This is a genomic window from Luedemannella helvata, assembly GCF_039528415.1.
In the GTDB taxonomy this organism is placed as follows: Bacteria; Actinomycetota; Actinomycetes; order Mycobacteriales; family Micromonosporaceae; genus Luedemannella; species Luedemannella helvata.
This window is the reverse complement of the sequence record NZ_BAAALS010000013.1, coordinates 127,498-140,238: the sequence shown is the minus strand read 5'-3', so window position 1 is coordinate 140,238 and position 12,741 is coordinate 127,498. Positions and strand designations below refer to the sequence as shown.

Below are 12,741 nucleotides of genomic sequence, written 5' to 3'. Positions count from 1 at the left end.
GGGCCTACCACACCGCCATCGCGCCCAGCCCGATCACGATGGCCCAGACCACGAGGAAGCCGAACGGCTGCCCCGCCAGCAGGCGGAAGGCGCCCGTCTGATCGCCGTCCACCGCCGGCTCGTGCAGGGCGATCCGCACCGCCACCCACGCCACCGTGAGGTGCAGCACGCCGTAGCCGACGAGTCCGGCGCGGATCAGGTGCTCCAGGACCGCGCTGCGGGCGACCCGTCGCACGACCCGGACGGCCTCGGCCACGACCGCGTGGTGGCTCACCTCGTACGCGGTTCGGCGCGCGACCCTCAGCACGGACACGCCCGACACGGTGCCCGGTGGCGGGTGCCCCGCAAACGTGGTGTCGCGCGGCGGGCCGTCGGGTACATCCCCCCGCATGACGCAGCCGACCTCCACGGACGCCGCCCGCCTGCGCCACATCGTGGCCGTATCTGTCGCGGGCCTGTTGTTCGGCCTGCTCGCGTTGCTGGTCCGGGTCGGGTGGACGCCCCTGGAGAACGTGGACACGAGCGTGGCCCACTGGTTCAACGACCTCGTCGCCCCGAACCCGGACGTGGTCCGCGCGCTGAACGCGGTGACCCGGCTGGGCAGTTGGGGGCTGATGCTGTGGCTTGTCGCGTTGGCGGTCATCGTGCTCGCGTCGCGGCGGCAGGCGCGGCTCGCCGCGTTCCTCGTGGTGAGCGCGATGGGCGCGGCCATCCTCGACCCGGGCCTCAAGGCGCTCATCGGCCGGCTGCGCCCGGAGGTGCCGAGCCCCGTCGCCTTCGGTGAGGGCAGCAGCTTCCCCAGTGGACACACGCTCAACTCGTTCATCTGCTACGGCGCGCTCGTGCTGGTGTTCCTGCCCGCCCTGTCGCCGCGCGGGCGCCGGGTCCTCATCGGCGCGGTGGCCACGCTGCTGGGCCTCATCGGGCTGACCCGGGTGATGCTCGGCGTGCACTACGTGTCCGACGTCGTCGGCGCCTGGTGCGTGGGCGTGGCGTGGCTCGGCCTGACGGTGTTCGCCTTCGAGCTGTACCGCAGCCGCCACGGTCAGCCGGTTTCCGAGCCGCTGGCGGAGGGTCTCGAGCCGGAGGCGGCCGCCGACGTCAGCCCGACGGGTGACGCGCCGCCCGGCCGGGGCGACGGCATCCTGCGCCTGGCCGCGCTGGTGCTCGTCGGGCTGGTCCTGACCTTCGGCCTCGTGGTCGGGTGGGGAGAACTGATCAAGCTCGGAGGGGACAACCTGCTCGGCGACCGCACCATCCCGCAGTGGTTCGCCGACCACCGCACCCCCGGCTGGGATGACGTCAGCTTCTTCTGGAGCCAGGCCGGCAACACGCACGCCATCATGGCCGTGGGCCTCATCTCGGGCGCCCTGGCGCTGGGCCTCATCCGCCGCTGGCGTCCCGTGCTGTTCCTCGTGACGGTCATGTTCGGGGAGCTGGCGCTGTTCCTCGGCGCGTCCGCGATCCTTGGCCGGGACCGGCCGGCGGTCACCCAACTGGACGGCAAGCTGCCCACGTCGGCGTACCCGTCCGGGCACATCGCCGCGACGCTGTGCCTCTACGCCGCGCTGGCGCTACTGATCATCCCGCGGTTCCGGGCTTGGTGGCGCTGGCTGGCGCTCGTACCCGCGGTGCTCATGCCGGTACTCGTGATGCTGTCGCGGTTCTACCGCGGCATGCACCATCCCACGGACGCCGTCGGCAGCCTGCTACTGGCCGCCGCCTGGGTGGGCGTGTGCTACCTGGTGATCCGGCCCAACCACGACGTCGAGCGCGGGACCGGGGTCGGGGGGCACCTCACGGAACGGGGCGAGCCGGGTGGCGCCGACGATGAACGCGATGATCAGCAGCCGCGAACCCACGCCGAGCACGCCACCGTCCAGGCCAAGCCACGCGTCGAATCCCATGCCCTAGAGCGTTCCAGCGACGGTGTCCTGGCGACACCAGGCCATCTCGACAATCGGGGGTAGGGCTAGCCCTACCGTGATGGGTGGAAACCCTGGCCCGCTCTCGGGGTTTCCTCGGATGTGCGCCAGCGCCCGCTCCACCAGCATCAATGCCATGACGAAGCGGTGGCGGCAGCTCGCCCTGTGGCTGCACATCTTAAGTTCGGCGGGCTGGATGGCGCAGGCCATGACCTTGTGCGTGCTGTTCAGCGTGGGGGTCGCGACCGATACGCCGTTCGTACGCGACGCGTCGACCTCGATGGCCCTGGCCATCGACGGGCGGCTGGTCGGTCCGCTGGCCAACGCGTCCGCCCTCACGGGCATCGTCCTGGCGGTGGCGACCCCGTGGGGCCTGGTGCGGCACTGGTGGGTCCTCGCCAAGTTCGCCATCACGCTCGTCCAGCTCTACCTCGGCATCTTCCTGCTGTCGGGCGCCCTCGAAGACGCCGTGGAGACCGGCCCTTCCGTGGCCAACATCGTCGGGGCGGTACTGATGGCGAGCGCGATCGCGTTCCAGGGCTGGCTGTCGGTGGCCAAGCCGTGGGGCCGCGTGCGTCCCGACCGGCGTACGGTCGGCGTCACCGCGCCCGCGTGGGTCTTCGTCGCCACGGTGCTGGTCGGGCTGGTTGACCTGGCGGTCGCCCTGGTGATCGGCAGCCCGATGCCGCTGCTGTCCATGATCCTGCTGGTGACGATCCTGGTCACCCGCCGCCGCTGGGGAACCGTCCGGCGGGTGGCGGCCACGGCGTCATGACGCGATGAGCGTGGCGATGCCGTCGAGGATGCGGTCCAGGCCGAGCTGTCCGGGCTGCTGTTCGCCCGGCGTACCCGCTAGGCCAGCGGGCCCACCTCGGCCTCGAGCCGGTCGCGCAGGACGCGGCCGGCGATGAGGTCGCGGGCGGACTCCAGGACGGGGGCGAGGAAGACGTCCGGCCCGGGGGACCCGGCGAACTGCGCGACGGCCGACACCGCCTGCCGGCCGGCCGGCGACGGGGCCAGCGGGGCGCGCAGCTGCAGGCCCCGCACGGCGGCGAGCAGCTCCACCGCGAGCAGGCTCGTCAGGTTGTCCAGCACCACGCGCAGCTTGCGGGCGGCGGCCCAGCCCATCGAGACGTGATCCTCCTGCATGCCGGACGTGGGCACCGAGTCGACGGACGCCGGCGAGGCAAGCCGACGGTTCTCGGCGACGATCCCCGCCGCCGTGTACTGGGCGATCATCAGGCCGGAGTTCACCCCCGGGTCCGGGGTCAGGAACGCCGGCAGGTCCCGCGAGCGGGTCACGTCCAGCAGCCGGTCCGTGCGCCGCTCCGAGATCGCGCCCACCTCGGCCGCCGCGATCGCCAGGAAGTCGGCCGCGAACCCCAGCGGCGCGCCGTGGAAGTTGCCGGTCGACAGCACGCGCCCATCCGGCAGTACCACCGGGTTGTCCACCACGGACGCCAGCTCCCGCGACGCGACCAGCCGCGCGTGGTCCAGGGTGTCGCGGGCCGCGCCGGCCACCTGCGGCGCGCACCGGATCGAGTACGCGTCCTGCACCGCGTGCGCCAGATCCTCGCGGTGGGAGTCCATGATGGCCGACCGTTGCAGCAGCCGGTGGATGTTCGCCGCCGACACCGCCTGACCGGGGTGCGGCCGGATCGCGTGCAACTCCGGCTGGAACGGCCGGTCCGAGCCGAGCATCGCCTCCGTCGACAGGGCCGCCGTCACGTCCGCCATGGCCAGCAGGTGGTCCAGGTCCGCGATGGCGAGCAGCAGCATCGCCAACATCCCGTCCGTACCGTTGATGAGCGCCAGGCCCTCCTTGGCGGCCAGGGTGAGCGGCGCCAGCCCGGCGGCGGCGAGCGCCTCCCCGCCCGGGACCCGCGACCCGGCCACCCCGACCGGGCCGACCGGTACGGCGTCCTTGCCGAGCACCCAGCCCTCGCCGAGCAGGACGAGCGCGCAGTGCGCCAGCGGCGCCAGGTCGCCCGAGGCGCCCAGCGACCCGTGTTCGGGCACCCACGGGGTGATGTCGTGGTTGAGCAGGTCCACCAGGGCCTGCGCCACCTTCGGGCGCACCCCGGAGCGGCCCAGCGCCAGGGACCGCACCCGCAGCAGGATCATCGCCCGGACCACCTCGCGCGGCATGGGTACCCCGACCCCGGCCGCGTGCGACCGGATCAGCGCGTGCTGCAGCTCCTCGCGCCGCGCGGGGCTGATCGGCGTACCGGCCAGCGCCCCGAACCCGGTCGACACGCCGTACACGGGCCGGCCGTCGCGTTCGATCGCGTCGATGAGCGACCGGGACGCGGCCATCGCGGCGACCGCGTCGGACGACAGCGCCACGGGTGCGTCCTGACGGGCGACGGCGAGCACATCGGCGGCCGTGACGCCGGTGGACGAGACATGAACGGGGGCGGACAGGGCAGCGGTCATGAGAGCACTCCATCGTGCACAACGGACTCGATCAGCGGTACGCCCGGCCGGTAGGCCAGGTGCAGGTAGGAGGGCGCGTCCAGCAGCGCGACGTCGGCGCGGGCCCCCACGCCCAAGTGGCCCACGTCGTCGCGGCGCAGCGCCCGCGCCCCGCCCGCCGTGGCCGCCCACAGCGCCTCGGCGGGCGTCATCCGCATCTCCCGCACGGCCAGCGCCACACAGAACGGCATCGACGACGTGAACGACGAGCCGGGGTTGCAGTCGCTGGCCAGCGCCACCGTGGCACCCGCGTCCAGCAGCCGCCGCGCGGGGGGATACGGCGACCGCGTGCTGAACTCCGCCCCGGGCAGCAGCGTGGCCACCGTGGACGAACCGGCGAGCGCGTCGATGTCGGCGCCGGACAGGTGCGTGCAATGGTCCGCGCTCGCCGCGCCCACCTCCACCGCCAGCCGCACCCCGCCACCGGCGGTCAGCTGGTTGGCGTGCACCCGCGGCAGCAGCCCGGCCCGTACGCCGGCCGTCAACACCGCGCGGGACTGCTCCACGTCGAACGCGCCACGTTCACAGAACACGTCAACCCACTTCGCGTACGCCGCGACGGCCGCCATCATGGGCCCGCCGACGAGCGCCACATAGTCGTCCGGTCGGTCCGCGTACTCGGCCGGGACGACGTGGGCGCCCAGGAACGTCGTCTCCGCCGTCGCCTCGGCGGCCAGCCGCAGACAGCGCTGCTCGTCGGCGACGTTCAGCCCGTACCCGCTCTTGATCTCGATCGTGGTGGTGCCCTGCCGCAGCGCCTCGCGGCGCAGGCGCCCCACGGACGCGCGCAGCACGTCGTCGCTCGCCGCCCGGGTCGCGGCGACCGTCGTGCGGATGCCCCCGCCGGTGTACGGTTCGCCGGCCATGCGGGCGGCGAACTCGGCCGCCCGGTCGCCGGCGAAGACCAGATGCGTGTGGCTGTCCACGAACCCCGGGATCGCGGCCCGGCCGGCGGCGTCGATCCGTTGATCCGCGGCTGGCGCTTCCGCCGCCCGGCCCACCCAGGCCACCCTGCCGTCGACCGCCACGAGGGCCGCGTCGGTGAGTACGCCGAGCGGGCTGTGGTCGCCGAGCCGTGGGTCGTTCGTGACCAGCTCGCCGATGTTGGTGACCAGCAGGCTGGTGCCCGGTCCGGACGCCGCCGCGTCGTGTGCCCTCACGACGTCACCGTGGCGATCGCGGCGGCGAGCGCGCGGGGCACGTCGTCGACGAGCTGGTGGCGGCCGTCGCGGACGACGACCCGGCCGTCGACGACGACGTGGGTGACGTCGGCGGCCGTGGCCGCGTAGAGGGCGGCGGCGTGCGGGGCGTTGCGGTCGTAGCCGGCCGTACGGACCGTGTCGAGCCGCACGGTCACCAGGTCGGCGCGGGCGCCGGGCGAGATCGTCCCGGCGTCGGGCCAGCCGAGCGCGTGGTGGCCGGCGGCCGTCGCGGCGGCGAGCAGTTCGTCGGCGCTGAAGTGGCCGCGCCGCTCGTCGCGCAGCCGTGCGTTGAGTTCCACGGCCCGCGCCTCCTCGAGCAGGTCGATGACGGCGTGGGAGTCCGAGCCGACGCTCAGCGGGCAGCCGGCGTCGACGAGGGCGCGGGCCGGTCCGATGCCGTCGGCCAGGTCGCGTTCGGTGGTGGGGCAGAAGCACACGCCGGCCCCGGCGTCGCCGAGCAGGGTGCGGTCGAGGTCGGTCAGGTGGGTGGCGTGGACGGCCGTCAGCCACGGGCCGACCAGCCCGGCCCGGTCGAGCAGCTCCGTGGGCGTGCACCCGTGGGCAGCCAGGCACGCCTCGTTCTCGGCCCGCTGCTCGGAAAGGTGTACGTGCACGGTGGCCTGGTTCGTTCGCGCCAGCGCGGCCAGCTGCGGGCGGGGGACGGCCCGCACGGAGTGGGCGGCGGCGCCGACCCGGGCGTGCGGTCCGGGCCTCAGCTCGGCGACCCGCGCGGCCCAGCGGTCCACATCGCCGTCGGAGAACCGGCGTTGCACCCCCTCAGGTTTGGCTCCGTCCACCGTGGACGCCAGGTAGACCGTGTCGAGCAGGGTCAGCCGGACGCCGGCCTGCGCGGCGGCCTCGATGAGCGCGTGGCCCATCGCGTTCGGGTCGGCGTACGGGCGGCCCTGCGGGTCGTGATGCACGTAGTGGAACTCGCCCACGCAGGTGATGCCGGCCAGCGCCATCTCGGCGTACGTGGCCCGGGCCAGGGACAGGTAACTGTCCGGGTCGAGGGCGGCCGCGACGGCGTACATCCGCTCGCGCCAGGTCCAGAACGTGCCCCGCCCGGCGTGGGTACGCCCGCGCAGCGCGCGGTGGAACGCGTGGGAGTGGGCGTTGGCGAGGCCGGGCAGGGTGAGCCCGGCGAGCGCGGTGGCCTCCCCGTGTCTCGTCGCGGGGGAGACCGCCGCGATGCGGCCGTCGGTCACCTCGATGAGGACGTCGTGCGCCAGCCCCACCGGGCCTCCCAGCCAGGCGTGCTCGGCGAGGTAGCGGGTCACCGGCACGCCAGCTCCTCCAGCGCGGTGGCGAGCGCCTCGACCCCGGCGGCGCAGTCCTCGTCGGTGGCGTGCTCGGCGGGGGCGTGCGATACCCCGCTCGGGTTGCGGACGAACAGCATCGCGGTCGGCATGACCGCGGACAACACCCCGGCGTCGTGGCCCGCGCCGGTCGGCAGCACCGGAATGCCGTTGAGCGCGCCACGTAGCCGGTCGCGTAGTGCGGCGTCGAAGTCGACGACGGGCGTGACCGACTCGGCCGTCACGGTGACGGTCGTGCCGTCGCGGGCAGCCCGCTCGGTCGCCTTGGCCGTCACGGACATGATCAGTCCATCCAGTGTGGACTGTGTGGCGGCGCGGGCGTCGAGCCACGCGGTGACCCGGCCCGGCACCGCGTTCGTGGCGTTGGGGCGCACGGCAACGCGGCCCATGGTGGCGTGCGCGCCGGACAGCCGCGCCTCCTTGTTCGCGGCGAGCACCGTGAACGCGAACGTGAGCATGGGGTCGTGCCGGTCTGCCATCCGGGTGGTGCCGGCGTGGTTGGCGTCGCCGACGAACTCGAAACGCCAGCGCCCGTGCGGCCAGATGGCGCTCGCGAGGCCGACGGGTGCGTTGAGGTCGGCGAGCGCCCGCCCCTGCTCGATGTGCAGCTCCACGAAGCACCCGAACCTGCTCAGCAGCTCCGGGTCGGGGCCGACGGTCGCGGGGTCGCCGCCGGCCGCCATGATGGCCTGCGTGAGCGTCACCCCGTCCCGGTCGGTGAGCGCCAGCGCGGTGTCGGCCGCCGTAACCCCGGTGAGCAGCCGCGACCCGAGGCATGCGAGCCCGAACCGGGATCCCTCCTCCTCGGCGAAGGCCCCGATGACGATGGGCCGGCGCGGCGTGGCCCCGCGCTCGCGCAGCAGGTCGACCGCGAGCAACGCGGACACGATCCCGAGTGGCCCGTCATAGCCGCCGCCGTCCGGCACGGAGTCGAAGTGGCTCCCGGTCAGCACGGCGTCGCCGGTGCGCGGCTCGCCCCACCAGGCGAACACGTTGCCGTTGCCGTCCTCGCGGACGGTCAGCTCCCGGTCGGCGGCCTCCTCGGCGAACCATTCCCGGCAGGCCAGCTCGTGGGCGTCCCACCCGTGCCGCCGGTAACCTCCGGTCGCCTCGTCCCGCCCGATCTTCTCCAGCGACCGCCACAGCGCCCGAAACCGCTCCACCACCTCAACCGACATGGCCACCACCACTACAGCGCGTAGTTCTCTCTCGCCCACCCCCCACACCCACCCACCGCCCTTTGCTCTGCTTACCAATACGCATCGGCTGCGGAGAGTAGTTGAAGCGGAAGACAACACATCGCGACGATATCGATGCGTTACGTGATATCTGCTGGACAACCACAGTGCTTACCGAAAGTAAGCAGAGCAAAGCGTGCGGGGAGGTGGGGGTCCTCGGTCGGCGGCGGAGGGGGCGCATGGGCAGAGCGCATACGGAACGTGACATCGGTTCCCCCGCCTCGAAGTTACGGATCGTGACCGTCATGGCTGGCGTGACGCGGCGGAGGCATCGGACTCGCGCATGGGGACGCGGACGCCGCGAGCCTGGGCGATCTGGTCGGCCTCCTCGTAGCCGGCGTCGACGTGGCGGATCACCCCCATGCCGGGGTCGTTCGTGAGGACGCGGGCGATCTTCTGGGCTGCCAGCGGCGTGCCGTCGGCCACCGTGACCTGTCCCGCGTGGATCGAGCGGCCGATGCCCACGCCGCCGCCGTGGTGGATCGACACCCACGAGGCGCCGCTGGCCGTGTTGACGAGGGCGTTCAGCAGCGGCCAGTCGGCGATGGCGTCGGAGCCGTCGCGCATGGCCTCCGTCTCCCGGTACGGGGAGGCGACACTGCCGCAGTCCAGGTGGTCACGCCCGATCACGATGGGGGCCGACAGCTCGCCGGAGGCCACCATCTCGTTGAAGCGCAGTCCCGCCCGGTCCCGCTCGCCGTAGCCCAGCCAGCAGATTCTCGCCGGCAACCCCTGGAACGCCACCCGCTCGCCGGCCATCCGGATCCACCGGGCGAGCGACTCGTTCTCCGGGAACAGTTCCAGCACGGCGCGGTCGGTCGCGGCGATGTCGGCCGGGTCGCCCGACAGGGCTGCCCAGCGAAAGGGGCCCTTGCCCTCGCAGAACAGCGGCCGGATGTACGCCGGGACGAAGCCCGGGAACGCGAACGCGCGCTCGAAGCCACCCAGTTCCGCCTCACCCCGGATCGAGTTGCCGTAGTCGAACACCTCCGCCCCGGCGTCGAGGAAGCCGACCATCGCCGCCACATGGCGGGCCATCGACTCGCGGGCACGGTCCGTGAACTCGGCCGGCTTGGCCGCCGCGTAGTCGGCGACATCCGCCGGGGCGACGCCGGTCGGGACGTAGCTGAGCGGGTCGTGGGCGCTGGTCTGGTCGGTGACGATGTCGACCGGCACGCCCCGGCGCAGCAGCTCGGGCAGGACCTCGGCCGCGTTGCCGACCACGCCCACCGACAGCGCGCGCCGCTCCCGCTTCGCGGCAAGGGCCAGGTCGACCGCCTCGTCGAGGGAGCCGGCGACGAGGTCCAGGTAGCGGGTGCGGACCCGGCGGTCCAGCCGCGTCGGGTCCACGTCGACGATCAGGCACGCGCCGCCATTCATCGTCACCGCGAGCGGCTGGGCGCCGCCCATACCGCCGCAGCCCGCCGTCAGGGTCAGCGTGCCGGCCAACGACGCGCGGCCCAGCTTCGCGGCCACGGCCGCGAACGTTTCGTACGTACCCTGCAGGATGCCCTGCGTGCCGATGTAGATCCACGAGCCGGCCGTCATCTGCCCGTACATCGTCAGGCCCAGGGACTCCAGGCGGCGGAACTCCGGCCACGTCGCCCAGTCGCCGACCAGGTTCGAGTTGGCGATCAGTACCCGGGGCGCCCACTCGTGGGTGCGGAACACGCCGACCGGTCGGCCCGACTGCACCAGCATGGTCTCGTCGTCGCCGAGCGTCGTCAGCGTGCGCACCAGCGCCTCGTACGAGCGCCAGTCGCGGGCCGCCTTGCCCGTCCCGCCGTAAACGACCAGGTCATCGGGGCGCTCCGCCACGTCCGGGTCCAGGTTGTTCATGAGCATCCGCAGGGCGGCCTCCTGCGGCCAGCCCTTCGCGCTCAGGGTCCGACCCCGGGCGGCGCGCACCATTGCACCCATGCCAGCAGCCTAAAACGGTTCGGGCCCGGTCGTGGGAGACCGGGCCCGAACCGTGATCAGTCAGCTCACGCGGGGGTGAGCGAGCTGTCCGACGAGAAGACCAGCGCCAGCGAGGCGTTGCCGTTCTTCAGGGCGCCCTTGGCGAGCGGGCCACCCGCGTCGGCCTGGAAGAAGTTGCCGAAGCTGATGCCGTAGGTCTCCAGCAGGCCCGGCTGGCAGAACGGCCGCTGCGGGCACTCCGGCGGGCCGGCCAGGACCGACGCCCCGCCGTTGCACTTGGCCGCGAAGTCCGACAGCGTCTTCAGGCCGTACTTGTCGGCGAGCGGCTTGGTCGTGGCGAACGCGTTCTGGTCCGTGGCCGCCGAGGGGGTGCCCACCACCAGCTGGTACTTGTCGGCGAGCGGCTTCAGCGCCTCGATCGTGGCGTTGATGTCGCCGCTCGCGACCGGCTTGGCGTCCTTGCCGTTCGCCTTCTGGTTGAGGAACTCGGTGAGCGTCGCGGCGTACTCCGGGAAGACCGTGATCTCGCCACGCTCGATCGCCGGCTCGTACACCTCACGGTTGGTGCTCTTCTTCACGGTGGCCTTGAAGCCGGCCGCGTTGAGCGCCAGCTTGTACAGCTCGGCCAGGGTCTCGCTCTCGGGGAAGTTGGCCGCGCCGACCACCACGTCGCCGCTGCCGCCCGACAGGCCGGTCGTGAGGGAGTTGGCCTCGGCGAACTCCTTCGCCGCCACGGCCGGGGTCTTGCGGTCGACGTCGACCGCCTTGTTCAACGCCACGAGCTTCGTCGTGTCCAGCGCGGCACCGACCTTGTCCACCGCGGCGAGCAGGGCCGGGGTCGACTTGGACTTGTTGGCGACCGCGACGATGTTGTCGGAGTTCTGCAGCTTCTTGTCGTCCGCGAGGACGACCAGGACGTCGCTCTTCTCCGGGGCGCAGCCGGCGCCCGCCGCCGTCGCCGTGGGCGGCGCGGTCGTGCCGGAGGAGCCCGCGTCGCCGCACGCCGTGAGCGTGCCCGCCACGACCAGCAAGCCGGCCGCGGTCAACAGGGAAAGCCGCGATGACATATGCGGTGACCCGCCTTTCGTGTCCCGGCTCGGAGCCGACGGCCCGGCCGCGTGTCCGACGGAACGGGTGTATCCCGCCCGCGCGATCCAGCCAAGCTCGCTGGGCTGATCTTGGCAACTCCAATCGGCCTGGTGGGGATAACCGTCTGATTAAGGTTTCGCCGCGGCCGCGCTCGCGTCGACCCGATCGGCCGCTGAGCTGGGCATACGCCGTACCCCCTGGCGCAGGGCGCGCGGGGTGAGCGCGCGCTGCGCGAGCGCCAGTACGCCCTCAAGCGTGAGGCACAGCACAATGACGATCAATCCGCCCGCGACCACCTGGCCGCCGCCGGAGTCGAGGCCGAGCCCGAAACCGCGACTGATGATCATGCCGAGGCCGCCGCCGTTGACGAACGCCGCGAGCGTCGCGGTCGCGACGATCTGCACGGCCGCCGTGCGGAAACCACTGAGGATGTACGGCACGGCGAGCGGCAACTCGACCCGCCCCACCACCTGCGCGCCCGACAGGCCCATGCCGCGCGCCGCGTCGCGCACGTCCGGGTCGACCTCGCGCATGCCCAGGTACGCGTTGGACAGCAACGGCGGAATGCCGAACACCGTCAACGCCAGAATGATCGGCGGGTACCCGGCGCCGAAACCCGCCACCACGAACAAGGTGAGCAGCGCCATCGTGGGGATGGCGAGGGTGAGGTTGGCCAGCGCCACGATAAAGCCGCCGCCCTTGCCGGTGTGGCCGAGGACGACCCCGATCGGTACGGCGATCACGAACGCGAGCGCGAGCGCGCACACCGAGATGAACAGGTGCTCCGCCGCCCGGGCGAGGATGCCGTCCGGATTCGTCCAGTTCAGCGGGTCGTTGAGCCATGTCATGGCATCGCTGAGGATCCGGCCGATGTTCATGTCGCCCGCCTCCGTCGCGACCACGGCATGAGGACCTTGCCCAACAGGACCAGCAGCAGGTCGAAGGTGAGCGCCAGGGTGACGCAGGCCAGTGTGGCGAACATGATCTGCGGCCGGTAGAAGTCGTGATTGAAGCCCGTCAGGATCTCCATGCCGAAGCCGCCGTAGCTGACGATCGAGGTGACCGTGACCAGTGCCACCGTGGAGACCGTGGCGATGCGCAGGCCCGTGAGGATGCCGGGCAGGGCCAGTGGCAGGTCGATGCGCCACAGCAGCTGGGCCGGGCCGTACCCCATGCCCCGGGCGGCGTCGCGGACCTCGGCGGGCACCTGGCGCAGGCCCGTGAGCGCGTTGCGGACGATCGCCAGCAGGGCGTACATGACGAGGCCGACCAGCGCCGTGCGTACGGTGAGGCCCAGCAACGGGCCGAGGAGAGCGAACAACGCCAGGGAGGGAATGGTGTAGAGCACGCCCGACAGTGACAGGATCGGGCCCGCGAGCCAGCGCACCCGGCTCGCCACGATCGCCAACGGGATCGCGATGGCCGCGGCGATCGCGATCGCGAGGACGGTCAGCTGCACGTGCTGCGTCAACGCGGCCTGGATGGAGTCGGAGTTCTGTCTGATGTACTCCCACGAGAACCACGGGTTGCGCGGATCGTCCGCGGGAACCGCCCGGACCACGAGGAAGGCCAT

Annotated in this window: 11 protein-coding genes; 2 read left to right on the top strand and 9 right to left on the bottom strand. The window is 72.6% G+C overall.

The genetic code is table 11. The features are described 5' to 3' along the window. Positions 1-4: 4 nt before the first annotated feature. Positions 5-313 carry a DUF1206 domain-containing protein gene (locus ABD191_RS15155; protein WP_344081966.1) on the bottom strand — a complete coding sequence of 103 codons (309 nt, stop codon included), beginning with the start codon at positions 311-313 and terminating at the stop codon, positions 5-7. A gap of 76 nt (positions 314-389) precedes the next feature. Here ABD191_RS15155 and ABD191_RS15150 point away from each other — a divergent pair, with 76 nt between their 5' ends. Next, positions 390-1,970, top strand: a complete 1,581-nt coding sequence (locus ABD191_RS15150) for a phosphatase PAP2 family protein (protein WP_344081964.1) — start codon at positions 390-392, stop codon at positions 1,968-1,970. A 91-nt stretch (positions 1,971-2,061) separates the two neighbouring features. Then, positions 2,062-2,700, top strand: coding sequence for a hypothetical protein (locus tag ABD191_RS15145; protein WP_344081962.1), 639 nt, complete (start codon positions 2,062-2,064; stop codon positions 2,698-2,700). A 77-nt stretch (positions 2,701-2,777) separates the two neighbouring features. Here ABD191_RS15145 and hutH read toward each other — a convergent pair whose 3' ends face one another. The 8 genes from hutH to ABD191_RS15105 form a co-directional block, all read right to left on the bottom strand. Next, positions 2,778-4,361, bottom strand: coding sequence for a histidine ammonia-lyase (gene hutH, locus ABD191_RS15140; protein ID WP_344081960.1), 1,584 nt, complete (start codon positions 4,359-4,361; stop codon positions 2,778-2,780). After that, positions 4,358-5,560 carry an imidazolonepropionase gene (gene hutI, locus ABD191_RS15135; protein WP_344081958.1) on the bottom strand — a complete coding sequence of 401 codons (1,203 nt, stop codon included), beginning with the start codon at positions 5,558-5,560 and terminating at the stop codon, positions 4,358-4,360. The genes hutH and hutI overlap by 4 nt, the downstream gene beginning before the upstream one ends. Next, positions 5,557-6,882: a formimidoylglutamate deiminase gene (locus ABD191_RS15130; protein ID WP_344082040.1), complete on the bottom strand. Its 1,326-nt coding sequence runs from the start codon at positions 6,880-6,882 to the stop codon at positions 5,557-5,559. The genes hutI and ABD191_RS15130 overlap by 4 nt, the downstream gene beginning before the upstream one ends. Next, entirely contained in the window at positions 6,879-8,099 is a 1,221-nt protein-coding gene (locus tag ABD191_RS15125; RefSeq protein ID WP_344081956.1) for an allantoate amidohydrolase, read from the bottom strand. The genes ABD191_RS15130 and ABD191_RS15125 overlap by 4 nt, the downstream gene beginning before the upstream one ends. Before the next feature lie 303 nt (positions 8,100-8,402). After that, positions 8,403-10,079: a urocanate hydratase gene (gene hutU, locus ABD191_RS15120; protein WP_344081954.1), complete on the bottom strand. Its 1,677-nt coding sequence runs from the start codon at positions 10,077-10,079 to the stop codon at positions 8,403-8,405. A gap of 65 nt (positions 10,080-10,144) precedes the next feature. Then, a complete protein-coding gene (locus tag ABD191_RS15115) occupies positions 10,145-11,146 on the bottom strand; it encodes a glycine betaine ABC transporter substrate-binding protein (RefSeq protein WP_344081952.1) in 1,002 nt (333 codons plus the stop codon). A 150-nt stretch (positions 11,147-11,296) separates the two neighbouring features. Beyond that, positions 11,297-12,046: an ABC transporter permease gene (locus tag ABD191_RS15110; RefSeq protein WP_344082038.1), complete on the bottom strand. Its 750-nt coding sequence runs from the start codon at positions 12,044-12,046 to the stop codon at positions 11,297-11,299. Further along, positions 12,043-12,741, bottom strand: coding sequence for an ABC transporter permease (locus tag ABD191_RS15105; RefSeq protein WP_344081950.1), 699 nt, complete (start codon positions 12,739-12,741; stop codon positions 12,043-12,045). Before ABD191_RS15105 ends, ABD191_RS15110 begins: the two co-directional genes overlap by 4 nt.

Coding starts and splice junctions, on each gene's coding strand:
- ABD191_RS15145 (WP_344081962.1), top strand. CDS start 2,062: ATGACGAAGCGGTGGCGGCAGCTCGCCCTGTGGCTGCACATCTTAAGT.
- ABD191_RS15125 (WP_344081956.1), bottom strand. CDS start 8,099: ATGTCGGTTGAGGTGGTGGAGCGGTTTCGGGCGCTGTGGCGGTCGCTG.
- hutH (WP_344081960.1), bottom strand. CDS start 4,361: ATGACCGCTGCCCTGTCCGCCCCCGTTCATGTCTCGTCCACCGGCGTC.
- ABD191_RS15150 (WP_344081964.1), top strand. CDS start 390: ATGACGCAGCCGACCTCCACGGACGCCGCCCGCCTGCGCCACATCGTG.
- ABD191_RS15110 (WP_344082038.1), bottom strand. CDS start 12,046: ATGAACATCGGCCGGATCCTCAGCGATGCCATGACATGGCTCAACGAC.
- hutU (WP_344081954.1), bottom strand. CDS start 10,079: ATGGGTGCAATGGTGCGCGCCGCCCGGGGTCGGACCCTGAGCGCGAAG.
- ABD191_RS15105 (WP_344081950.1), bottom strand. CDS start 12,741: ATGGCCTTCCTCGTGGTCCGGGCGGTTCCCGCGGACGATCCGCGCAAC.
- ABD191_RS15115 (WP_344081952.1), bottom strand. CDS start 11,146: ATGTCATCGCGGCTTTCCCTGTTGACCGCGGCCGGCTTGCTGGTCGTG.